At 71.8% G+C, this 22847-nt stretch carries 18 protein-coding genes; 12 read left to right on the forward strand and 6 right to left on the reverse strand.

The features are described from left to right. Positions 1-248 precede the first annotated feature (248 nt). Positions 249-1688, reverse strand: a complete 1440-nt coding sequence (gene gnd, locus IE277_RS22870; RefSeq protein ID WP_189955319.1) for an NADP-dependent phosphogluconate dehydrogenase — start codon at positions 1686-1688, stop codon at positions 249-251. Positions 1689-1991: 303 nt separating this feature from the next. On the opposite strand from gnd, the gene IE277_RS22875 reads away from it, so the two are divergent. Then, on the forward strand, positions 1992-3158 hold the full coding sequence (locus tag IE277_RS22875; RefSeq protein WP_189955321.1) for a transglycosylase family protein: 1167 nt from the start codon (positions 1992-1994) through the stop codon (positions 3156-3158). Here the strand turns inward: IE277_RS22875 and IE277_RS22880 are convergent. Further along, on the reverse strand, positions 3148-4365 hold the full coding sequence (locus tag IE277_RS22880; protein WP_189955323.1) for a DMT family transporter: 1218 nt from the start codon (positions 4363-4365) through the stop codon (positions 3148-3150). The two genes, IE277_RS22875 and IE277_RS22880, sit on opposite strands and share 11 nt — an antisense overlap. Positions 4366-4591: 226 nt before the next feature. On the opposite strand from IE277_RS22880, the gene IE277_RS22885 reads away from it, so the two are divergent. The 7 genes from IE277_RS22885 to IE277_RS22915 all read left to right on the forward strand — a co-directional run bounded on the left by IE277_RS22885 (position 4592) and on the right by IE277_RS22915 (position 13754). Beyond that, positions 4592-5353 (forward strand): (2Fe-2S)-binding protein, encoded by a 762-nt coding sequence (locus tag IE277_RS22885; protein WP_189955662.1) that lies wholly within the window; start codon positions 4592-4594, stop codon positions 5351-5353. A gap of 40 nt (positions 5354-5393) precedes the next feature. Beyond that, positions 5394-6554, forward strand: coding sequence for a glycogen synthase (gene glgA, locus IE277_RS22890; RefSeq protein ID WP_189955325.1), 1161 nt, complete (start codon positions 5394-5396; stop codon positions 6552-6554). A gap of 51 nt (positions 6555-6605) precedes the next feature. After that, positions 6606-7826 carry a glucose-1-phosphate adenylyltransferase gene (gene glgC, locus IE277_RS22895; protein ID WP_189955328.1) on the forward strand — a complete coding sequence of 407 codons (1221 nt, stop codon included), beginning with the start codon at positions 6606-6608 and terminating at the stop codon, positions 7824-7826. A gap of 56 nt (positions 7827-7882) precedes the next feature. Then, complete coding sequence (locus tag IE277_RS22900; RefSeq protein ID WP_189955330.1) at positions 7883-8167, forward strand: hypothetical protein; 285 nt, start codon at positions 7883-7885, stop codon at positions 8165-8167. Between the two features lie 128 nt (positions 8168-8295). After that, the gene (locus tag IE277_RS22905; RefSeq protein WP_189955332.1) at positions 8296-10617 is read left to right on the forward strand and encodes a GH92 family glycosyl hydrolase; all 2322 of its coding nucleotides are present in this window, start codon (positions 8296-8298) and stop codon (positions 10615-10617) included. A gap of 152 nt (positions 10618-10769) precedes the next feature. Beyond that, positions 10770-12104 (forward strand): wax ester/triacylglycerol synthase family O-acyltransferase, encoded by a 1335-nt coding sequence (locus IE277_RS22910; protein WP_189955333.1) that lies wholly within the window; start codon positions 10770-10772, stop codon positions 12102-12104. Between the two features lie 156 nt (positions 12105-12260). Continuing rightward, positions 12261-13754, forward strand: coding sequence for an SDR family NAD(P)-dependent oxidoreductase (locus IE277_RS22915; RefSeq protein WP_189955335.1), 1494 nt, complete (start codon positions 12261-12263; stop codon positions 13752-13754). A gap of 79 nt (positions 13755-13833) precedes the next feature. Here the strand turns inward: IE277_RS22915 and IE277_RS22920 are convergent, their stop codons facing one another. Beyond that, a complete protein-coding gene (locus tag IE277_RS22920; protein WP_189955337.1) occupies positions 13834-14229 on the reverse strand; it encodes a hypothetical protein in 396 nt (131 codons plus the stop codon). 406 nt (positions 14230-14635) lie between these two features. Between IE277_RS22920 and IE277_RS22925 the strand changes: the two genes are divergently transcribed. After that, entirely contained in the window at positions 14636-14809 is a 174-nt protein-coding gene (locus tag IE277_RS22925) for a hypothetical protein (RefSeq protein ID WP_189955339.1), read from the forward strand. An 81-nt stretch (positions 14810-14890) separates the two neighbouring features. Here the strand turns inward: IE277_RS22925 and IE277_RS22930 are convergent, their stop codons facing one another. Next, positions 14891-16237 (reverse strand): amidase, encoded by a 1347-nt coding sequence (locus IE277_RS22930; protein ID WP_189955341.1) that lies wholly within the window; start codon positions 16235-16237, stop codon positions 14891-14893. Positions 16238-16456: 219 nt separating this feature from the next. Between IE277_RS22930 and IE277_RS22935 the strand changes: the two genes are divergently transcribed. After that, on the forward strand, positions 16457-18823 hold the full coding sequence (locus IE277_RS22935) for an alpha-L-fucosidase (protein ID WP_189955343.1): 2367 nt from the start codon (positions 16457-16459) through the stop codon (positions 18821-18823). On the opposite strand, the gene IE277_RS22940 is transcribed toward IE277_RS22935, so the two are convergent. Beyond that, the gene (locus IE277_RS22940) at positions 18813-19247 is read right to left on the reverse strand and encodes an Lrp/AsnC family transcriptional regulator (protein WP_189955345.1); all 435 of its coding nucleotides are present in this window, start codon (positions 19245-19247) and stop codon (positions 18813-18815) included. The two genes, IE277_RS22935 and IE277_RS22940, sit on opposite strands and share 11 nt — an antisense overlap. A 99-nt stretch (positions 19248-19346) precedes the next feature. Here IE277_RS22940 and IE277_RS22945 point away from each other — a divergent pair, with 99 nt between their 5' ends. Next, positions 19347-20279, forward strand: coding sequence for an SMP-30/gluconolactonase/LRE family protein (locus IE277_RS22945; protein WP_189955347.1), 933 nt, complete (start codon positions 19347-19349; stop codon positions 20277-20279). Here the strand turns inward: IE277_RS22945 and IE277_RS22950 are convergent. Next, positions 20216-21337, reverse strand: coding sequence for a LacI family DNA-binding transcriptional regulator (locus IE277_RS22950; RefSeq protein WP_189955349.1), 1122 nt, complete (start codon positions 21335-21337; stop codon positions 20216-20218). The genes IE277_RS22945 and IE277_RS22950 overlap by 64 nt on opposite strands. A gap of 218 nt (positions 21338-21555) precedes the next feature. On the opposite strand from IE277_RS22950, the gene IE277_RS22955 reads away from it, so the two are divergent. Then, positions 21556-22842 carry an ABC transporter substrate-binding protein gene (locus IE277_RS22955; protein WP_189955356.1) on the forward strand — a complete coding sequence of 429 codons (1287 nt, stop codon included), beginning with the start codon at positions 21556-21558 and terminating at the stop codon, positions 22840-22842. The last annotated feature ends 5 nt before the right edge of the window (positions 22843-22847 follow it).

The following is a 22847-nucleotide window of genomic DNA, read 5'->3' on the forward strand; positions in this document are numbered from 1 at the left end:
CACCCCCGAGCCCGGCCCACCCCTCACCTAGAGCCGCCTCGGGCTGCACCAGGGGCGCGGGCAACTGCGCGCCGAGCCAGACCGCACCCGCACCCCTTCAGGCGGAACCTTCAGCCCGGTCCCTCCCCCTCATGAAGACACCCGGGCTGCACCAGGGGCGCGCGGAACTGCGCGCCCAGCCGCAACGCACCCGCACCCGCCGCCGACGCCCCCGCACCCCCTTACGCGGAAGCCTCCGACTTACGCGCTTACGCGGAAACCTCCGACCGGTCCCCGCCCCACAACGTGTGGAACGACCCCTCCCGGTCCACCCGCCGATACGTGTGCGCCCCGAAGAAGTCCCGCTGCCCCTGCGTAAGCGCCGCAGGCAACCGCTCCGCCCGCAACGCGTCGTAGTACGCCAGCGCCGCCGCGAACCCGGGCGTCGGCACACCCTGCCGCACCGCCGCGATCACCACCTCACGCCAGTCGTCCTGCGCCCCCGCGATCTCCCGCGCGAACGCCTCGTCCGACAGCAGGCTCGGCAGATCGGCGCGGGCGTCGTACGCCGCGCGGATACGGTCCAGGAACGCCGCCCGGATGATGCAGCCGCCCCGCCAGATCGAGGACACCGCGCCGAGGTCGATGTCCCAGCCGTACTCCTCGCTGCCCGCGGCGATCTCGTGGAAGCCCTGCGTGTACGACACGATCTTCGACGCGTACAGCGCCTGCTCCACCCGGTCGGCGAAGGCCGCCGCCTCCTCCTTGCCCAGCGGCACCGCCTTCGGCCCCGCCAGCCCCTGCGAGGCCTCGCGGAGCTTCGCGTGGCCCGACAGCGAGCGCGCGAAGACCGCCTCGGCGATGCCGGACACGGGAACGCCCAGGTCGAGCGCGATCTGGACCGTCCAGCGGCCCGTGCCCTTCTGCTCCGCCTGGTCCACCACCACATCCACGAACGGCTTGCCCGTCGCCGCGTCCACGTGCGACAGCACCTCCGCCGTGATCTCGATCAGGTACGAGTCGAGCCGGCCCGTGTTCCAGGTGCGGAAGATCTCCGCGATCTCGACGGGGGAGTATCCGGCGACATCGCGCAGCAGCTGGTAGGCCTCGCCGATCAGCTGCATGTCGGCGTACTCGATGCCGTTGTGCACCATCTTCACGAAGTGCCCGGCGCCGTCGGGGCCCACATGCGTCACACAGGGCGCGCCGTCCTTCGCCTTCGCGGAGATCTTCTCCAGCATCGGGCCGAGCGAGTCGTACGACTCCTTCGGGCCGCCCGGCATGATGCTCGGCCCGTGCAGCGCGCCCTCCTCGCCGCCGGAGACACCCATGCCGACGAAGTGGATGCCCTGCTCGCGCAGCGCCTTCTCCCGGCGCCGGGTGTCCGCGAAGTGCGCGTTGCCACCGTCGATGATCATGTCACCGGGCTCCAGCAACGGTGCGAACTCCTCGATCACGGCGTCCGTCGGACCGCCCGCCTTCACCATGATCACCAGGCGGCGCGGACGCTCCAGGGCCGCCACGAACTCCTCCGCGGTCTCGGCCGCGATGAAGTCGCCCTCGCTCCCGAACTCCTCCACCAGCGCCTTGGTCCGGGCCGCCGTACGGTTGTGCACGGCGACCGTGTATCCGTTCCGGGCGAAGTTCCGGGCGAGATTGCGGCCCATGACCGCGAGCCCCGTGACACCGATCTGCGCTGAAGTGCTCATACCGCCTGCTCCCTAGCTGCCTCGTGACTACGGCTCCATCAGTACGGGCCCGTCAGGCCCGAGGACCCGTCGGCAAGCTCCCGCCTGCCCATCCTGACCTGCCGCCCTGGCGAGCGCACATCCGACCCGCCACGCATGGGTACGCAAGCACACCGCCCTCGGCCTCAGTCTCCGGCGATTCGGGCCAAGAACGGGCCGTTCCCGGCCACTTGGGCGCCGTGGCGGCTGGATTTCCGTCTTGTCATGGCCTGTTCGCGGCGCTTAGTTTTGCCCCTCCTGACGCTTGCCGAGGGGAAGTCGGACATGGCCGTACGCGGTCGGCACCGCCGGTACCAGCCCAACAGGATCAACCGAGCCTCACTCACCGTCACGGCGAGCGGCGCCGGACTCGCGATCCCCCTGGTCGCCGCCGGTACGGCCGACGCGGCCGACGCCTCCGCCTGGAACAAGGTCGCCGCCTGCGAGTCCAGCGGCAACTGGAGCATCAACACCGGCAACGGCTACTACGGCGGGCTGCAGTTCACCCAGTCCACCTGGGAGGCCTACGGCGGCACCCGGTACGCGCCGCGCGCCGACCTCGCGACCAGGGACCAGCAGATCGCCGTCGCCGAGCAGGTCCTCGACGGGCAGGGCCCCGGCGCCTGGCCGGTGTGCTCGGTGCGCGCCGGACTCACCCGGGGCGACGCCGCCCCCGGCCGGCACGCGGGGAGCACGCACACCGACAGTGCCGCGACCCGGCCCGTGACAGCCGGGAAGAAGAGTTCCGTACGGGACGTGAAGCCACAGACCACCCCCCAGTCCCGGGCCGGCCGGGCCGAGATGTACACCGTGGTGCACGGGGACACCCTGTCCGGGATCGCCGACGAGCACCACGTACACGGCGGCTGGCGCGGACTCTACGCAGGCAACCGCACGACCATCGGCGCCGACCCCGACCTGATACTGCCGGGCCAGCGGCTCAGCCTGCACGGCATGGCCGCCACCCGGTCCCCCGACACCAAGTCCCCGAAGCGCAAGGCCCCTTCGGAGCACAAGGCCGCACCGCGGCGGACCACCGGCACCGGCCGCACGCTCGTCGCGCCGGTCGACGCGCCCATCGGCACCGGCTACCACGCCGCGGGCTCGCACTGGTCGAAGGGCTACCACACCGGCGTCGACTTCCTCGTGCCGACCGGCACCTCCGTGCAGGCCGCCGAGGCCGGGCAGGTGGTGGCCGCGGGCTGGGGCGGCGCGTACGGCTACGAGGTGGTGATCCGGCACGCCGACGGCCGTTACACCCAGTACGGCCATCTGTCGGCCATCGCCGTGCGGACCGGGCAGAGCGTCGGCACCGGCCAGCGCATCGGCCGTTCCGGCGCCACCGGAAACGTCACCGGCCCGCACCTGCACTTCGAGGTGCGGACCGGACCCGGCTTCGGCACGGACATCGACCCGCTCGCCTATCTGCGGGCCGGCGGCGTCAGGATCTGACCCACGTACGGCGGTCGTCCAGGACCGGCAGCGGCACCTGGACGCCCGCCGTCGACGCGGCGCACGACGCGGGGAGTTCCCGGCCGGCCGGCGGTTCACCACCGTCGCCGGCCTCCCCGCTGCCGCCCGGTGCCGTGGCGAGCAGGTCCCGCAGCCCGGGCTCGTCGAGCACACCGGCGGAGTCCGGCACACCGTCGCGGTCCAGCACACCGTCGCCGTCGGGCACACCGTCGGTCTCGGGCGACGCGGCCGGCGCGGCCCGCTCCGCCTCGTCCCGCGCCGCCGTCCGCTGCTGCGGCAGGCCCGGGAGCGACTCCGCCCCGGTGCCGGCCGGTGCGGCATCGGGCCCGGCCGGGTCCGGGAGGGACGGCTCCCCGCCGCGCCCCATCCGCTCCGTCGTCAGCATGACCAGACCGCCCGCCGCCACCACCGCGCAGCACAGGGCGAGCACGGTGCCGGTGGTGCCGTAGCGGAACGTCTCGCCGAACATCAGGATGCCGACCGCCGCCGCCAGCACCGGATTGACCACGGTGAGCGTGGCCAGCGGGGCGGCGAGGCCGCCGCCCCGGTAAGCGGCCTGCGACAGCACCACACCGCCGGCCGCGAACAGGGCGACCGCGGCGAGCGAGGGAAGGTCGCCCAGGTCGATGCCGTGGGTCCAGTCCTCGGCGACGGTCTTGGTGAACACCGAGGACATGCCGAACGCTATGCCGGAGGCGGTGGCGAGCAGCACGCTGCGCACCGCCGGGTGCCGGTGCGCGGCCAGGCCCGCGCACACGAGGCCCACGACCGCGCCGCCCGTGACCAGCGCGACCGCGATCCGCTGGGCCGTGTCGAGGGAGTGGGTGTCGGAGGAGCCGACCAGGGACAGCAGTCCGGCGAGGCCCACGGTGGCCATGACCGCGCCGCGCCAGGCGGTCGCCCCGGCGCGGCGGCCGACGAACAGCGCCGCCATCGGCAGCGCGAAGACAATGGTCAGCGCGCCGAGCGGCTGGACCAGGCTCAGCGGACCGTAGGCGAGCGCCACCACATGCAGCACTCCGCCGAGGGCGTTGAGGGCCAGCGCCCCCCACCAGCTCGGCCGGCGCACCGGCAGGTACGCGCTGCCGGGGGAGGACACCGCCACCCGCTCCTGCACGATCGCGCCGGCCGCGTAGGCGAGGGCGGACACGAAGGACAGGACCACGGACAACGCGAGGGCGCTCATCCGCGTCTCCTCTGCGTGCCGAGGACTCTGGCCCGGCGCGGCGTACGGTCGGATTCCATGGCCAACACTCTGCCCGCCCGCGCCCTTTCCGTCGTCGTCCCTGAGCACGCCATGCGTCCTACTACCGATGGAGTACACCGGCTGCGCGATCATCCTCGGGACGGGTGACGCGAGGTCGGACACCCCCGGTGCCGGCCGGCCAACGGGCCTGGTACGAGTACATGTCGTGGACCTCGACCCCGCTCTCGCCGCCCTCCGCCCGCTCGGCGGATTCTTCGTCCTGCGCACCTGTCCGGGCCCCGCCGGATCCGCCGGCGTGTCCGACCCCGGCCGGCCGCCGACACTCGCGCAGACCTACGAACGGGTGACACCGGACGCCTCCCCCGACGCCCTGGCGGTGCGGGTGGCCACGGTCGCGGACCGGCTGCGCACCGCCGAGCCGCGCGTCGCCGCCTCCCTCGCACAGCAGGGCCTGGCCGCCCGGCTGTGGTCGGCGGCCCTCGGCTGCGCCGTCCTGTACGACGCCGTGCCCGACCTCGGCCCGCGCCTGCTGCGCTGGGACCCCCGCGCCGCCGCCCCCGACGACCTGTACCTGACCGAGCTGCACCCGCTGCCCGGCGACGCCGCCACCCTCGCCGCCACCGTGCTGCAGGGACATCTGCAACCCCTGGGAGACACCCTGAGCGCCCGCTTCGGCTGCGCGCCCGGACTGCTGTGGGGCAACGCCGCCTCCGCACTCGCCGGAGCGGCCGGGCAACTGGACCGCTGGGCCCGCGTGCACGGCCGTACCGACGTGGCGGCGCGGGCCGGGGCCCTGACGGACGAACTCCTCGCCCACCCCCTGCTGCGCCCCACCGGCACCCGTGACGGCACCGCCTTCCGCCGCCGCAGCTGCTGCCTGTACTACCGGGTGCCCGGCGGCGGGGTCTGCGGCGACTGCTGCTTCACCCGCCCGCCACGCTCTTCCCCGGGCGCCGCATCTGGGTGACCATGAAGGGAACCTGCCGCCGGGACAAGGGGGTTGTCGGGTGCGAGTGGCACTGCTGACCCGGGAATACCCCCCGGACGTGTACGGCGGCGCGGGCGTCCATGTCGAGTTCCTCGCCCGCGAGCTGACCTCGCTGGTCGACCTGGAGGTGCACTGCTGGGGTGAGGGACGCGGTGTCGGAGTGGTGCGCCACCGCCCCTGGTCCGCGCTCGACGACGCCAACGACGCGCTGCGCACCTTCTCCGTGGACCTGTCCGTCGCCGCCGCCCTCCGGGGCCGCGAACTCGTCCACTCCCACACCTGGTACGCCAATCTCGCCGGTCACCTCGCCAAGCTGCTGCACGGCGTCCCGCACGTGGTCACCGCGCACTCGCTGGAGCCGCTGCGCCCCTGGAAGGCCGAGCAACTGGGCGGTGGATACGCCCTGTCGAGCTGGGCCGAACGCACCGCCGTCGAGGCGGCCGACGCCGTGATCGCCGTGTCCGGCGCCATGCGCGAGGACATCCTCGCCTGCTATCCCGCGCTCGACCCGGCCGCCGTACACATCGTGCACAACGGCATCGACACCCGCCTCTACCGCCCCGACCACGGCACGGACGCCCTCACCCGGCACGGCATCGACCCGAGCCGCCCGTACGTCCTGTTCGTCGGCCGGATCACCCGCCAGAAGGGCGTGCCCCATCTGCTGCGCGCCGCACGCCGCATCGACCCCGGCGCCCAGGTCGTGCTCTGCGCGGGCGCGCCCGACACCCCGGAGATCGACCGGGAGTTCCGGGAGCTGTACGAGGAGCTGAGCCGGGCCCGCGCGGGCGTGTTCTGGATCCCGCGGATGCTGCCGCGGCCGGAGGTCGTCCAACTCCTCACACACGCCGCCGTGTTGGTGTGCCCCTCGGTGTACGAACCGCTCGGCATCGTCAACCTGGAGGCGATGGCCTGCGGCACCCCGGTCGTGGCCTCGCGGGTCGGCGGCATCCCGGAGGTCGTGGACCACACACGCACCGGCCTCCTGGTCGCCCCGGACGACGACAGCGAGGTCTTCGAGGCGGGCCTCGCCGCCGCCCTGGACGCTGTACTCGGCGACCCCGCAGGGGCCCGGCGGATGGGGGAGGCCGGACGGGAGCGTGCGGTCGGCGAGTTCGGCTGGGACGCGGTGGCCCGGCGCACGGCCGCGCTGTACGAGGAGATCCGCAAGCAGGCATAGCCCCGTCCGCCCGGGGGCAGCCATCGTTCGACCAGGGTGAGGGGAGCGGCCATGCGTCGTGGAGGACCTTCGGTGCTGGGGATCGTACTGGCGGGCGGGGAGGGCAAGCGCCTGATGCCGCTGACCGCGGACCGCGCCAAACCGGCCGTCACCTTCGGCGGCACCTACCGTCTCGTCGACTTCGTCCTGTCCAACCTCGTCAACGCCGACATCCTGCGCATCTGCGTACTGACCCAGTACAAGTCGCACTCGCTGGACCGGCACATCACCACCACCTGGCGGATGTCCAGCCTGCTCGGCAACTACGTCACACCGGTCCCGGCCCAGCAGCGGCTCGGCCCGCGCTGGTACCTGGGCAGCGCCGACGCGCTGCTGCAGTCCCTGAACCTGGTCCACGACGAACAGCCCGAGTACGTGGCCGTGTTCGGCGCCGACCACGTGTACCGCATGGATCCGCGGCAGATGCTCCGCCAGCACATCGAGGACGGCGCGGGTGTGACGGTGGCCGGCATCCGGGTGCCGCGCGCGCAGTCCGCGTCGTTCGGGGTGATCACCCCGGGCCCGGACGGGCACGGCGTGGAACGCTTCCTGGAGAAGCCCGCCGACCCTCCGGGTCTGCCGGACGACCCCGAGACCGTCTTCGCCTCGATGGGCAACTACATCTTCACCACCAAGACCCTCGTCGAGGCGCTGCACCGGGACGCCGAGGACGAGCAGTCGGTGCACGACATGGGCGGCTCGATCCTGCCCCAGCTCACCGCGCGCGGCGAGGCCCGGCTGTACGACTTCGGCGACAATCACGTGCCCGGCGAGACCACCCGTGACCAGGGCTACTGGCGGGACGTGGGCACCCTCGACGCCTACTACGAGGCACATATGGACCTGATCGCCGAGCGCCCCGCCTTCAACCTCTACAACCGCCAGTGGCCCATCTACACCCACTCGGGCCAGCTCTCCCCGGCGCGCTTCAGCGCGGGCGGCATCGCGGGCGAGTCCATCATCAGCGCGGGCTGCCTGATCCGCGGTCAGGTCACCCGGTCGGTGCTCTCCCCGGGCGCCCGGGTCGACCCGGGCGCGGTGGTCCAGGGCTCGGTCCTGCACGACAACGTGCGCATCGGCCGGGGCGCGGTGGTCCGCGGCGCCGTCCTGGACAAGAACGTGGAGGTCCCGCCCGGCGCGACCATCGGCGTCAACCCGGAACGGGATGCCGAGCTGTACACGGTCTCCAAGGGCGGTGTGATCGCGCTGGGCAAGGGGCAGCGGGTCTCCTAGGGCCGCTCCGGCGACCGGATAGGCCCGCTCCGGCGGCCGGGCGATAGGGTCCGCGGATGCGATGTTGGATATGCGGGTCGGCCCGGCTCAGCCCCGTCGGTGAGCTGACCTCGGGGGAGCGGGCGTTCGAGCGGCTGCGGCTGAAGTTCCGCCGGCCGGGGTTCTTCAAGCCCCAGCCGGAGTTCGAGGCCTCGCGTGCGCGTGCCTGCCGCGACTGCGGGGCCCTGTTCCCCTTCCTCACGGAGTACGACCGGCGGGAACTCGACGCGGCGGCCGACGACCTGGCCGAGGCCGACGACGCGGCCCCTTACCACTACGGACCGTCCGACAGCACGGGCTGACGGAGCGTCACCGATCGTGCTCCGGCGCGCGCGACGCGTATGACGTGATAGCCGTACCTTGCCCGGATTTGGGTCGTTCGACCTTCAGGATGCAGACAACGATGTCGAACCTGCGGAGGTCATCCGACATGAGAGGGACCCGGCGTACGCGGCTGTGCCTGGCCGGGGTGATGGCAGCGTCCGCGCTGATCGCCACCCCCGCCGCACCGGCCGCCGAGCGGACCGACGGCCACCTCGCCGATCTGGTCAACCCCTTCATCGGGAGTCAGAACGAGGGCAACACCTTCCCCGGCGCGGCCGTGCCCTTCGGCATGGTGCAGCTGTCCCCGGACACCGGGCACATGACCGGCTACGACTACACGCAGAACCGGATCCGTGGCTTCTCCCTGGTGCATCTCTCGGGCGTCGGCTGCCGCCTCGGCGGCGACCTGCCCGTGCTGCCCACCACCGGTGACGTCACACAGACGGACTACACCAAGTACGCGGCCGGATACTCGCACCAGGACGAGGCGGCCGGCCCCGGCTACTACCGGGTCGGCCTCGCCTCCGGCATCCGTGCCGAGCTGACCGCGACCGAGCGCACCGGTGTGCAGCGCTACACCTTCCCCGCCACCGACAAGGCCAACGTCCTGCTGAACGCGGCCCAGTCGCTGCACAAGGCGGTCTCCAGCTCCGTCGAGATCCTCGACAACCGCACCGTGCGCACCGAGATCACCGGGCACGGCTTCTGCCGGGACACCGGCCCCTACTCCCTCTACACCATCACCCGCTTCAGCCGGCCCTTCACCGCGTACGGCACCTGGAACGGCCAGACCGTCACCCCGGGCTCGCGCACCGGACCCGGCGGCGCCTACGTCCGCTTCGACACCACCAAGGACCGTACGGTCGAGGCGACGACCTCGATGTCGTACGTCGACGCGCGCGGCGCCGCCGGGAACCTGGGCGCCGAGGGCGGCAAGTCCTTCGACGCCGTACGCGAGCGGGCCCGCGAGGAGTGGGAGAAGCGGCTGGCGAGCGTCCAGGTGCGCGGTGGCACGGACACGCTGCGCCGGACCTTCTACTCCTCGCTGTACCGGTCCTTCCTCGCACCGAACATCGGCGGCGACAGCGACGGCCGCTACTTCGGCTGGGACCGCCGGATCCACCACGCCGACGGGTTCACGTACTACCAGAACTGGTCGCTGTGGGACACCTACCGCACCCAGGCCCAGCTCCTCGCGCTGCTCGCACCGCGCGAGGCCCGGGACATGGCCCGGTCCGTCGTCGCCATCGACGAGGACGGCGGCTGGCTGCCCAAGTGGGGCTACGGCCCGGTCGAGACGAACATCATGAGCGGTGACCCGGTCACCCCGTTCCTGACGACGGCCTATCAGATGGGCCTGCTGAAGGGGATCGAGGAGCGGACCTACCGGGCGCTGAAGAAGAACGCCGACGGGGTCCCGCCGAGGGGCAACCCGGGCATCGGCCGGGAGGCCAACACCGAGTACCTCGCACACGGCTTCGCCCCCTTCGACAAGGACCGGGCGTACGCCAAGATGGGCGACTCCGACTACCACCACGGCGCCTCGGTCACCCTGGAGTACGCGCTCGCCGACGCCATGCTGGCCCAGATGGCCCGCGGGCTCGGCCACCAGGCGGACGCCGCCCGCTATGCCGCCCGCGCCCAGAACTACCGCAACATCTTCGACCCGAGCACCGGGTTCTTCCGCGCCCGTGACGCCTCCGGCGCCTTCACCGGCTCGGCCGATCCGACGGCCGGCGCCGGGTTCCACGAGGGCACCGCCTGGCAGTACCAGTGGCTCGTGCCGCAGGACGTGCCCGGCATGGTCCGGCTCATCGGCGGCGAACGCAAGGCCAACGACCGGCTGGACTCCTTCTTCGCCTACGACAAGCTGCTGGCCGACCCCGCGAAGGCCGCCCGCGAGTCGTGGGTGCACGGCAACGCCTACGCGTACTACAACGCGGACAAGTACAACCCGATGAACGAGCCCGACCTCATTGCGCCGTACACCTACCTCGCCACCGGCCAGCCGTGGAAGACCACCGACGTGGTGCACGCGGCCCTGACCCTGTTCACCGACGGGCCCACCGGCATGACGGGCAACGACGACCTCGGCACGATGTCCGCCTGGAACGTGCTGTCGTCCATCGGGCTCTTCCCGATCCAGCCGGGCTACGACACCTGGGGCCTGTCCACCCCCGTCTTCGACCGCGTCGACCTCACCCTGGACCGCCAGTACTGGCCGAACGGCACGCTGACGATCGCCACACCCGGCACCTCCGCCACCGACCGCTACATCCAGTCCGTCCGCACCGACGGAAAGGCCCACGGGCAGACCTATCTGACGACGGGTGCGCTGCGTTCGCTGCGCTCGCTCGCGTTCACGGTCGGCCCGCGCCCGTCTGAGTGGGGTACGTCACCCAAGGCGGCGCAGCCCGTTCTGAAGTGACCTCACGTATCACTGGGTCCCGCCCCTTTTGCAGGGGCGGGACTTAATCTGCTGTTAACTGAGCGTAGCCTGATCATACTTGACCGTAATCAGCTCGCGGGGATTCACTGCGAAGGTCTGCAGATCCACCCGTCGACGCGTGAGGCAAGCCCTTGACTTCCGACCTGCTCGCTCCACTCGACCTGGCGTTCTGGAACATCGAGTCCGAGCGGCATCCCATGCACCTCGGCGCGCTCGGCGTCTTCGGCGCCCACTCGCCGACGGCCGGCGCCCATGCCGCCGATCTGCTGGCCGCCCGCGCCGCCGCCGTACCCGGGCTGCGGCTGCGCATCCGCGACGTCTGGCAGCCGCTCGCCTTCGGCAGCGCCGCCCGGGAGAGCGACCCGGACTTCGATCCGCTGAACCATGTCCGGCTGCACGCCCCGACCGCCGACTTCCACGCGGTCGCCGGCCGGCTCATGGAACGCCCGCTGGAGCGCGGCCGGCCACCGTGGGAGGCCCATGTGATGCCCGGCGAGGACGGGGTGTCCTTCGCCGTGCTGTTCAAGTTCCACCACGCCCTCGCCGACGGACTGCGCGCACTGAAACTCGCCGCCGGTGTCCTCGACCCGGTGGACCTGCCCGAGCGGCGGGCGCCTCGCGCCATCGAGCCGCCGCGCGGCCTGCTGCCCGAGATGCGCAAACTGCCGGGGCTGCTCCCCGGCCTGGTCAGGGGCGCGCTGTCCGACGCGAGCCGGGCCCTGGACATCGGCGCCTCCCTCGCCCGCTCCACCCTCGGCATGCGGACCGTCTCCGCGCTGACGGCGCCGTCCAGCGGCACCCGCCGCACCGCCGGGGTCGTCGTCGACATCGACGATGTGCACCGGGTGCGCAAGACCGTCGGCGGCACCGTGAACGACGTGCTCATCGCCGTCGTCGCCGGCGCCCTGCGCCGCTGGCTGGACGAGCGCGGCGACGGCAGCAAGGGGGTGGCGCCCCGCGCGCTCGTCCCCGTCTCCCGGCGTCGCCCGCGCACCGCCCATCCGCAGGGCAACCGGCTCTCCGGCTATCTGATACGGCTGCCGGTGGACGAGCCCGACCCGCTGCGCCGTCTCGACACCGTGCGCACCGCGATGATCCGCAACAAGGACGCGGGGCCCAACCGGGGGGCCGGCGCCGTCGCCCTGCTCGCCGACCATGTCCCGGCCCTCGGCCACCGGCTCGGCGGGCCGCTCGTCGGCCACGCCGCCCGGCTGTGGTTCGACATCCTCGTCACCAGCGTGCCGCTGCCGGGGCTCGGGCTGCGGCTCGGCGGACACGAACTGCGAGAGGTCTATCCGTTCGCCCCGCTCGCGCCCGGACAGGCGCTGGCGATCGCGATCTCGACGTATCGCGGCCGGGTGCACTACGGGATCGTCGCCGACGGCCGGGCCGTGCCGGACCTCGACCGGCTCGCGTACGCGGTGTCCGCCGAGCTGTCCACGTTGCTCGCCGCCTGCGGGGGCTGAAGCCCCTGGGGTCCCACCCGTACCACTGTCGCCGGCGTGTACGGGTGGCCCCCGTGGACGCGGTTTGGTCCCAGGCCCAGCCCTCCGTAAAATTCCCTGTTCGAAAGCGGGCGCGAGTCGGAGCGCCGCGCAGGTGATCAGGGAAACGGCAGCGCGATGACGGTGACAGAGGACGGCCCCACGGCCACGGACGAGGTCGTGTACGGCCCCGGCATCGATCCCGAGCGCCTGGCCGTCTGCCTGAGCGTGCTCGATGAACTCGACACGCTGGAGGTCGACCACCCGGACGCCATCGCGGTGCGCCGGGCCACGGCCGGCATCTACCGCACGGTCAAGCAGCGCCGCCGCCAGGAGCGCCGGGCCGCCAAGACCGCCCACGACAAGGCGGTCACCGAGGCCACCGCGACCGGCTCCGCCGAGCGCATCGACGACGAGACGGAGGGCCTGCTGCCCTCCTCCAAGATCGATGAGGGAAAGATCGCGGGCATACTCCAGCGCCCGCGCTCCTGCTACACCTGCAAGACCCGCTACGTCGAGGTCGACTACTTCTACCACCAGCTCTGTCCGGACTGCGCCCATATGAACCGGGCCAAGCGCGAGGCCCGCACCGACCTCACCGGCAAGCGCGCCCTGCTCACCGGCGGCCGCGCCAAGATCGGCATGTACATCGCGCTGCGGCTGCTGCGCGACGGCGCGCACACCACCATCACCACGCGCTTCCCCAAGGACGCCATCCGCCGCTTCACGGCGATGGAGGACTCGGCGGACTGGATCCACCAGCTGGAGGTCGTCGGCATCGACCTGCGCGACCCCGCGCAGGCCGTGGCGCTGGCCGAGCAGGTCACCGAGGCGGGTCCGCTCGACATCCTGATCAACAACGCGACCCAGACCGTGCGCCGCCTGCCCTCGGCGTACGCGGCCCTGGTCGACGGCGAGAGCGCCCCGCTGCCCGCCGGTGAGCTCCCCGCCCACCATGTCATCGGCGCCTTCAACTCGGGCGCCGTCGACGGCATCGCCGCGCTGCCCATCGGCACCAGCGGCCTGGACGCGCAGAAGGTCGCCGACCTCGCGCTCGTCGCGGGCCACGCCAGTGTCGCCCGGCACATCGAGGGCACCGCCATCGACGCGGGCGGCCTGGTCCCGGACGTCGTCGACTCCAACACCTGGGTGCAGACCATCGACCAGATCTCTCCGGTCGAACTGCTGGAGACCCAGCTGTGCAACTACACCTCGCCGTTCATCCTGATCAGCGCCCTGCGCCCGGCCATGGCCGATGCCGCGAAGAAGGCGGCCAGCGGGCGCGCCTACGTCGTCAACGTCTCCGCGATGGAGGGCGTCTTCGGCCGCGGGTACAAGGGCGCCGGGCACCCGAACACCAACGCCGCGAAGGCCGCCATGAACATGGTCACCCGGACCAGTGCCCAGGAGATGTTCGCCACCGACGGCATCCTCATGACCTCCGTCGACACCGGCTGGATCACCGACGAGCGCCCGCACTACGACAAACTGCGCCTCGCCGAGGAGGGCTTCCACGCCCCGCTGGACCTGGTCGACGGCGCCGCCCGCGTCTACGACCCGATCGTGCGCGGCGAGACGGGCGACGACCTGTACGGCGTCTTCCTGAAGGACTACGCGCCCGGCAAGTGGTGACCCGGCCCGATCCGACGGCCGGCGCGACGGCCCTGGTACGGGCCCTTCGGGGCCGACGCGTGGCCGTCTCGGTCTGACCTCAGTCGACGGCGCCCAGCCGTGAATGGCGGGCCGCCACCAGCTCCAGCACCGTGCGCCAGTCCTCCAGGACGCCCGCGTCGAAGCCCGTCGTGCGGCTCTCCTCGTCGGCCTGGCGCAGCCGCAGCACATCGTCGTCGGCGGGACCCGCGTCCCCGCGTACCAGACGGAACACCCGCTCCCCGAGCAGGGTGCGCACCGCCTCGGCCGCGCTGAGCGGCCGGGCCTCCTCGTCGCCCGGACTCAGCACCGGTCCGATGCCGTGCACCAGCCCCGCGACCTGGAGCTCCTTGTCGGCGGGGCGCCTGCGGCGCAGCAGCGCGGCCGTTCTCAGCGCGTGCTGGTGCCGTCCGGCGTACAGCAGATCCATCAGCTCCTCGACGCTGCGCAGCTCCATGCGTCAGTCCTTCCGCGAGACAGCCGTTCCCGCTCATCAGCAGATCATGGCCACCTTGCGGTCCGGCCAACGGCACCTGAACTGAGCCACATGGAGGCCGAGTGGGTGAATCGCTCCCGCGGCCGGGTGAGCGGCGCATGGCAAATAGCCTCATATTGGGAGGCCTTGGGAGGCAAAAGACTTCTCATAGTTACACCTTGTTTGCACTCCCGATCGAGCGCACCCCCGCTCATTTGGGTAATCTGGAGGGGCGGACAGCAGGACCGGGTCCCACCCAGACCCACCGTTCGTACCGGCGCCACCGCGTCCGAACTGGCCTTCGAACCAGACCCGAGCGGGCGTTGAGTGCCGTGGCGCAGGCTGTCCGGCATGCCCTCGAGGGTGACCGACACATAAGGAGTGCGCGGTGACACCGGAGAAGACGAATCGCGAGCAGCGCCCCAAGGAACGCACGGAGCGCCTGGGCCGACGGCCCGGGGAACTCGGCAGCCTCGACGTGTGGGCCCGGTCCGCCCCCATCCGCCTCGCGGGATACGAGGACGACCTCGCCGAGCCCCACATCCTGCCCAGCGTGGACTGACCTGCAAGGGCTCAGGAGGAGGGGCTCAGGACGAGGCCCTCGGGCGGCAGGGACTCAGTGTCCGCCATCGACGGCAGGGACTCAGAAGCCCGCCATCGACGCCGTCCGCTGCCACGGGCGCCGCTTCTCCAGCTCCTCCGCCAGCCCCAGCAGCACATCCTCCGCGCCCGGGCGCCCGACGAGCTGTACGGCGCAGGGCGCGCCCGAGGGCAGGGTGCCGAGCGGGACCGTCATGGCGGGCCAGCCGGTCAGGTTCCAGGGCGGGGTGAACGGGGTGTACGTGTTGGCGAGGAGGTTGCGCAGCCAGCCACGCTCGTGCAGCGGGCCGGCCGCGGGCGAGCGGCGGGCCAGGGCCGGGGTGAGCAGCACATCGTGCTCGGTGAAGAACGGCGTCATCCGGGCGCGCAACCGCTCGCGGGCGTCGCCGGCCTTGACCGAGGAGACGAACCGCCGGCCCAGCGCCGCGTGCACCCGGGTCCGCCGGGCCAGCCGCGCCGGGTCCAGCCCCTCGGCGTCCATGGCGGTGCCCGCCGTCCAGTGCCGCAGCGAGGTCACCCCGAGCGAGGGCGGATAGGGCGGCTCGGCCCGCCGCACCTGGTGCCCGCCCCGCGCCAGCACTCCGGCCGCCTCGCGGACCGCGTTCGTATACGACCGGTGCACGCCCACCCCGGGGAGCGGACTGCGCAGGGCCACCGCGACCCGCAGCGACACCGCCTCCCCGGTCCGGGGCAGGGCGCCGTCCGCGAGCACGTCCAGCATCAGCCGCAGGTCCGCGACGGTGGTGGCCAGCGCACCGTTCTCCGCCATGCCGAACCAGTCGCCGTTGCCGATCTGGGCCGGTATCACCCCGTGCCCCGGCTTCAGCGTGACCAGTCCGCAGTTCGCGGCCGGGATACGCAGTGAGCCCATCCCGTCGTTGCCGAGGGCGACCGGCACCAGTCCCGCCGCGACCGCGGCCGCGCTGCCGCCGGAGGAGCCGCCCGCCGTGCGGGAGAGGTCCCACGGGTTGCGGGTCGTGCCGTACACGCCCTCCGTGGTGCCGAAGACACACAGCTCGGGCACGTTCGTCAGGCCGACGACCACCGCGCCGGCCGCCCGCAGCCGGGCCACCGTGACATGATCCTCGGCGGCCGGGGTGTCCGGGGTGGCGGCGGAGCCGTCGCGACGGGACTCGCCGCGCACCGCCAGATTGTCCTTGACCGCCACGGGAACGCCCGCGAGCGGCAGTTCGGACAGGTCGGCACGGGCCGCCAGCTCGTCGGCCTCGGCGAGCGCCGCCCGGCCCCGCACCGTGCGGAACGCCCCGATCCGTCCGTCGAGCCGCTCGATCCGCGCGAGGCACCCGGCCACCACCTCCCGTGGGGTGACCTCCTTGGCGCGTACGGCGGCGGCTGTCTCGGCGGCGGTCCGCCCGGACCAGTCACCCACGGGCACTCCTCGCTCGGTCGTCGGCTACTCGCCGGTATGCGTCACGGCGCAGGGAGAACTGTGCCCGGTCGGGCGCGGTACGTCGAGAGGCCTTTCGCGGCAGCGCAGCGATCGTCCGATCAATGCGTCAAGTACGGCCCTCCGCAGCCCCGTTGACAGCCTCGCGGCCGCCGCACAATCATCAGAGGTCCGATGAATCGGAGTTAATGGGAGCCGCTCATGAGCACGTGTCCCAGACGTCTGATCCTGGGCGCGGCAGCGGGTGCGACCGCCGCGACCGCCCTGCCGCTCACCGCCACGACCGCCGCGCGGGCCGCCGACCGGCAGGAACCGTCGACCGCCGACCGGAAGGGACCGTGGGCCGCCGTCCCCGATCCGGTGCCTGTCCCGCTCGACGCCCTCTACGACAACGACGGCGTCGACACCGCCTCCGCCCGCGGCGGCGACTTCGACGGCTCCGGCTACACCTTCCCCGGCGAGGAACTCCCCGCCGGCCGGGTCGAGGTGGGCGGCGTACCCTTCCGGTTCCCTGCCCCGGCCGCGGGCACCCGCAACAACGTCGTGGCCCTCGGCCAGCGCCTCGACCTGCCCAAGGGCCGCTATCTGTCGGCCTTCTTCCTCACCGCGGCCAGCTATGGCGACGTCTCCGGCACCGCCACCGTGCACTACGCCGACGGTACGACCACGAGCGCCGGCCTCGGCGGCGCCGACTGGTACGCGGCGGGCGGCCCGCTGTCGGCGCCGTACCGCTACCGGCCCGACGGCGGCAAGGACGAGCACCGCGTCGGCATCGGTGTCTCGGAGATCTGGCTCGACCCGCGCCGGGAGGCCATCGCCGTCACGCTTCCCGTCACCAACCCCGCCGTCGCGGACAAGGCGTCCCTGCACATCTTCGCCCTCAGTCTGCAACCCGTCGCCGAGGGGCGCGCGTTGGCCCTGCGCGGCCCGCACTCCACCGCCTCCCTTCTCGAACCGTCGGGTGCGCAGAGCGTGGAGGCCACCGTCGTCAACGCGGGCACCGTCGCCGTACTGGCCGCGGACGGCGTCTCGGTGACCGTGGACGCCCCGGGCGCCCGCACGGTCCAGCCGGCCCGGATCCGCCGTCTCGACCCCGGCGAACAGGCCCGCGTCCGCGTCGGCATCCGCAACGGTCCCGGCACGGCACCGGGCACCCGCGCCGGCGGCACGGTCACGGTCACCGGCCGAGGGGCACAAGCGGCCGCGGAAGAGGCGATGCTGACCCTCGGCACCGCCGACTACCAGCCCACCGAGACCTCCCTCGCCGCCCACCAGGCGCCGTACTGGTTCCAGGGAGCCAAGTTCGGGATCTTCATCCACTGGGGTGTCTACTCGGTGCCCGCCTGGTCACCGGTGGGCAAGCAGTACGCCGAGTGGTACTGGGACCATATGCAGGACCCGGCGGGCGCGGTGTACGCCTACCACCGGGACACCTATGGCGAGGACTTCGCCTACGACGACTTCATCCCCCGTTTCACCGCCGAGCGGTTCGACCCGCGGGCCTGGGTGGAGCTGTTCCGGGACGCGGGCGCCCAGTACCACGTCCTGACCTCCAAGCATCACGAGGGCTTCGCCCTGTGGGACACCAAGGTCTCCGACCGCAACGCCGTGCGCATGGGCCCCCGCAGGGACCTGCTGAGGGAACTGTTCGAGGCGAGCCGACGCTACACCCCGGAACTCCACCGGGGCCTGTACTTCTCCATGCCCGAATGGTTCAACCCGGACAACCCCTGGACGGGGCACGCCCCGCGCAACCCGTACACCCTCCGGCCGGTGCCGTACACCGGCTACACGGCGGGCAAGGACTACGTCCACGACTACCAGGCCGCGCAGCTGCTCGAACTGATCCATGGCTACGACCCCGAGATCATCTGGTGCGACATCGGCGGTGTGAACGACAGCGTCCATGTCCTCGCCGAGTACTTCAACCACGCCAAGAACCGGGCGCGTCCGGTCGATGTCACGGTCGACGACCGCTCCGGCACCGCCTTCCACGACTTCACGACACCCGAGTACACGACGTACGCCGACACGGTCGTCGCCAAGTGGGAGGCCAGCCGGGGCCTGGACCCGTTCTCCTACGGCTACAACCAGGCGACGCCCGACTCCGCGTACATGAGTGCGGAGCAGGTCGTGCACAGCCTCGTCGACATCGTCTCGAAGAACGGCAACTTCCTCCTCGACATCGGCCCGCGCGCCGACGGCACCATCCCCGAGATCATGCAGACCCGGCTGCGGGAGACGGGCGCGTGGCTGAAGACCAACGGGGAGGCGATCTACGACACCACCTACTGGTCGCGGATGGCCCAGCTCGGCGACGACCTGCGGTTCACCGTGCGCCCGGACGAGGCCTTCTACATCCACTCGCTCGTCGCACCCGGCCCGAAGCTCACCGTCGAGGCCCCGGTGCCGGTGCGCCCCGGCGACAAGGTGACGATGCTCGGCCATGACCGGCCGCTGACCTGGACGGTCACGGGCGGCGCACTCGTGGTCGACGTACCGGAGGCGGCCCGCAGGGCGGGCCGGTACGCATGGGTGTTCAAGGTGGAGTGGCGGGTCACGGGGTGACGGGGCGCTCGAAGAAGGTCTCCAGCACCACGGTGGCCTGGGTGCCGCTGACTCCCTCGATCGCGTAGATACGGCGCAGCACGTCCTGGAGCTGCTGCGTCGTGGCGGTCCTGACCTTGACCAGGACCGAGGCGCTTCCGGCGATGACATGCGCCTCCTGGATCTCCGGGACGGCGGCGAACCGGTCGCCGGAATCGCCCACCCAGCGGGTCGAGTCCACCATGACGAAGGCGAGCACGTCCCGTCCGACGGCGGCGGGATCGACCTCGACGGTCGTCCGGCGGATGACGCCCCGCTCGCGCAGCTTGCGCACGCGTTCATGGGTCGCCCCGGCGGACAGCCCCACGGCCTCGCCGAGTGCGGCGTAGGGCCTCGACGCGTCCTGCTGGAGAAGCTCAAGCAACTGCCGGTCGATGTCGTCCAATGGATGTCCTTCGGTGTTGTGGTTGATTTGCCGAATCTCATTCTGCATAGTTTGGATTTCTCAGATCAACATTCAGATCGATGGGTGAGGGTGACGAGTATGCCCGGTGAGCAGCCGCAGCTGTACGAGATTCTTGACGACCGGTTCCGCACGGGCCGGTGCCATGCGGGTGACTCCCGGCTGGAGACCCTCTTCGAGGGCTGCCGCTGGGCCGAGGGTCCCCTCTATGTCCCGGCCGGGCGGTACCTGCTCTGGAGCGACATCCCCAATGACCGTCTGCTGCGCTGGGACGAGACCACCGGGACGGTCGGTGTCTTCCGCTCGTCCGCAGGTCATCCCAACGGCAACACCCTGGACCGCGAGGGCCGCCTCATCACCTGCGAGCAGGGCAACCGCCGGGTCACCCGCACCGAACACGACGGCTCCGTCACCGTGATCGCCGACCGCTTCCAGGGCAGGAGGTTCAACAGCCCGAACGACGCCGCGGTGAGGTCCGACGGCTCGATCTGGTTCTCCGACCCCGACTTCGGGATCACCACCGACTACGAGGGCCACCGGGCCGAGAGCGAGATCGGCGCCTGCAACGTCTACCGCGCGGACCCGGGCACCGGCGAGGTGCGGCTGGTCGCCGACGGCTTTCAGGGCCCCAACGGCCTGGTCTTCTCCCTGGACGAACGCCGGCTGTTCGTCTCGGACAGCAGGGCCAACCACATCCGTGTCTTCGACGTCCAGGGCGACGGCACCCTCACCGACGGCGGGATCTTCGCCGAGTGCAAGACCGGTAACTTCGACAACATCCGCTTCGATAGCGACGGCCGGCTCTGGGCCGCCGCCATGCACGGCGGCGTGCACTGCTACGACCCGGACAGCACCCTGCTCGGGCGCCTCCTGGTCCCGGAGGTCGTGGCCAACATCCGCTTCGGCGGCGCCAAGCGGAACCGCATGTTCATCGCCGCCGACACGACGCTCTACTCGCTTGTCATGTCGGTCACCGGCACCCCGCCGCTGCCGACCGCGCCCCGCCCGTCCTGACCCCTGCTCCCCGGACCGCGGGCACGGCGACCGGTGCTGCCCCGCCCCGTGAGCCGTGGCATCGGCACGCCCACCGACCGGGCCGGGTGTCCGTCCAGCAGTGACATCAGCTCGCGGGCGGCCGTCCGGCCGAACTCGGCGCTGTCCCGGGACAGCGCCGACAGCCGAGGTGTGACCATGCGGCACAGCGCCGAATCCTCCCAGGACACGACCGACACGTCCCGCGGGACGCGGAAGCCGAGTTCGGCCGCCGCCGCGAGGCCCGCCACGGCCATCACATCGTTGTCGTAGATCAGCGCGGTCGGGGGCGGACAGGCGCCGAGCACCCGGCGGGTCACGGCGGCGCCCTCCGCATCCGAGTAGTCGGTGGTCACCGAGCTGACCTCGGTGAGACCGCGGCGCTCCGACTCCGCCCGCAGCGTGGTGATACGGCGCTGGGTGTGCGCGAGGCCCGGCAGGCCCGCGATGTGCACGATCCGGCGGTGGCCCAGCGCCGTCAACTCGTCGACCACCGACGCCATCGCGCCCGCGTCGTCCGCCCACACCGTCGACAGCTCGGGATGGCGCTCGTCGGGCGCGCCGCCGATCACCACGGCGGGCAGACCGAGTTCGTCCAGCAGACCGGGGCGGGGGTCGTCGGCGCGCGGGTCGACCACCAGGACGCCGTCGACCCGGTGTTCCGCCCACCAGCGGCGGTAGACCGCGCATTCGTCGGCCACGTTCTCCACGACCTGGAACAGCAGCCCCAGATGCCGTTCGGCGAGCACCTCCTGGATGCCGGAGACGAGCTGGAGGAAGAAGGAGTCGACGCCCAGGGTGTGCGCGGGACGGGCGAGGACGAAGCCGACCGTGGCCACGCCCTCGCCGGACAGGGCGCGGGCGGCCGTGCTGGGCCGCCAGCCGAGCTGCTCGGCGACCCGGCGGACCCGGGCGCGGGTGGCCTCGGAGACACCGGGGCGGTCGTTGAGCGCGAACGAGACGGCGCTCTCGGAGACTCCGGCCCGCCGGGCGATGTCCTTCATCGTGGGCCGGCGTGCGGGGGACCGTTTGGGCGGCACGTCCCGCCCCCTTCCTGACGGTGCTCGCTAATGCGCTTGAGTGTCAAGACCCTAAAGCGCATTAGCCATTCGTGACAAGTATCCGATCGAACTTCTCTGACCTGCACTAATGAACACCGATTTTCTTTAGCTCGCACGTCCGTTGACTTTTTCCGAAGGGCCCGTGCATGGTCTCTTCCGCCGCCAACAGCCCGACACAGCAAGGGAGCCGTGTCACCGTGCCCATGCCCCGCAGAGCCCTCGCCGCCGCTGCCGTCGCCCTCGTCCTGCCGCTGAGCGCCTGCGGTTCGGGCGGGGACGAGGGCGGCTCGACCGACGCCTCCGGAAAGGTCGAGGGCGACATCACCTTCCAGACCTGGAACCTGCGCGCGAACTTCACGCCGTACTTCGACCGGCTCATCGCCGCCTTCGAGAAGAAGTACCCCGGCACCCATGTGAAATGGATCGACCAGCCCGCCGAGGGCTACGCCGACAAACTCAGCGCCGACGCCGGCGGCGGCACCCTGCCCGATGTCGTCAACGTCTCCCCGGACCTCGTCGCGCCCCTCGCCAAGGCCGGCCTGGCCATGGACCTGGACAAGGCCGCCGGAAAGTACCGGCCCGAGTATCTGGACGGCGCCTGGGCCAGCCACCAGGTGCCGGGCATGAGCGGCACCTACGCCTTCCCCTGGTATCTGAACACCGGCCCGCTCTTCTACAACAAGGCGCTGTTCACCGAGGCCGGACTGAACCCCGGCCGGCCGCCGAAGACCTACGGTGAACTCTTCGCCGGCGCCCTGCGGATGGCGAGCAAGAGCGGCGGCAAGGTCGCCACCCTCGCCAACGTGCCCACGATCGAGGACTTCGGACGCTACGGCGTCACCCTGATGGACAAGCAGGGCACCGCGTTCGCCTTCAACGACACCAAGGGCGTCGAACTCCTCACCAGATACAAGGAGTTGTACGACGCCAAGGCGCTCGATCCGCAGGCGCTGACCGCGACCCCGGAGTCCTCCGGCAAGAAGTTCCTCACCGGCGCCGTCGCCATGAACCCCGGCAGCGCCCTCGACCTCGACAACTTCAAGAAGAACGCGCCGAGCCTGTACCGGAACATCGGCATCACGGACCAGATCACCAGCACCGGGCACGTCAACATGTACGTGATGGGCGTGATGGTCAACGCGCACACCAGGCACACCCCGGCCGCGGTCGCCTTCGCGCACTTCGTCACCGACGCGCAGAACCAGATGTCCTTCGCGAAGAAGGTCGCCATCTTCCCGAGCACCGCCGGCTCCCTGAACGACCCGTACTTCACCAGGGAGGACGGCACCGACGAGACCCGCGTGCGCATCGCGGCCGCCAAGTCCCTGAAAAGCGCCGTCAATTACACGCCCGTGCTGTTCAGCGACCAGATGAAGACCGCGCTGCGCAACGAGGTGGCCAAGGCGCTCCAGGGCAGGGAGAGTCCCAAGCAGGCACTCGACAACGCTGTCAACGCCGCCGACCGCCTCCTCCGGCAGGGCTGACCCGC

The sequence above is a fragment of the Streptomyces alanosinicus genome (genome assembly GCF_014650595.1).
GTDB classification, from domain to species: Bacteria; Actinomycetota; Actinomycetes; order Streptomycetales; family Streptomycetaceae; genus Streptomyces; species Streptomyces alanosinicus.

Excerpts from the sequence above, each read along its gene's own strand:
- gnd (WP_189955319.1), bottom strand. The coding sequence starts at position 1,688 with ATGAGCACTTCAGCGCAGATCGGTGTCACGGGGCTCGCGGTCATGGGC.
- IE277_RS22900 (WP_189955330.1), top strand. The coding sequence starts at position 7,883 with ATGCGATGTTGGATATGCGGGTCGGCCCGGCTCAGCCCCGTCGGTGAG.
- IE277_RS22945 (WP_189955347.1), top strand. The coding sequence starts at position 19,347 with ATGCCCGGTGAGCAGCCGCAGCTGTACGAGATTCTTGACGACCGGTTC.
- IE277_RS22905 (WP_189955332.1), top strand. The coding sequence starts at position 8,296 with ATGAGAGGGACCCGGCGTACGCGGCTGTGCCTGGCCGGGGTGATGGCA.
- IE277_RS22935 (WP_189955343.1), top strand. The coding sequence starts at position 16,457 with ATGAGCACGTGTCCCAGACGTCTGATCCTGGGCGCGGCAGCGGGTGCG.
- IE277_RS22915 (WP_189955335.1), top strand. The coding sequence starts at position 12,261 with ATGACGGTGACAGAGGACGGCCCCACGGCCACGGACGAGGTCGTGTAC.
- IE277_RS22920 (WP_189955337.1), bottom strand. The coding sequence starts at position 14,229 with ATGGAGCTGCGCAGCGTCGAGGAGCTGATGGATCTGCTGTACGCCGGA.
- IE277_RS22880 (WP_189955323.1), bottom strand. The coding sequence starts at position 4,365 with ATGAGCGCCCTCGCGTTGTCCGTGGTCCTGTCCTTCGTGTCCGCCCTC.
- IE277_RS22875 (WP_189955321.1), top strand. The coding sequence starts at position 1,992 with ATGGCCGTACGCGGTCGGCACCGCCGGTACCAGCCCAACAGGATCAAC.
- glgC (WP_189955328.1), top strand. The coding sequence starts at position 6,606 with ATGCGTCGTGGAGGACCTTCGGTGCTGGGGATCGTACTGGCGGGCGGG.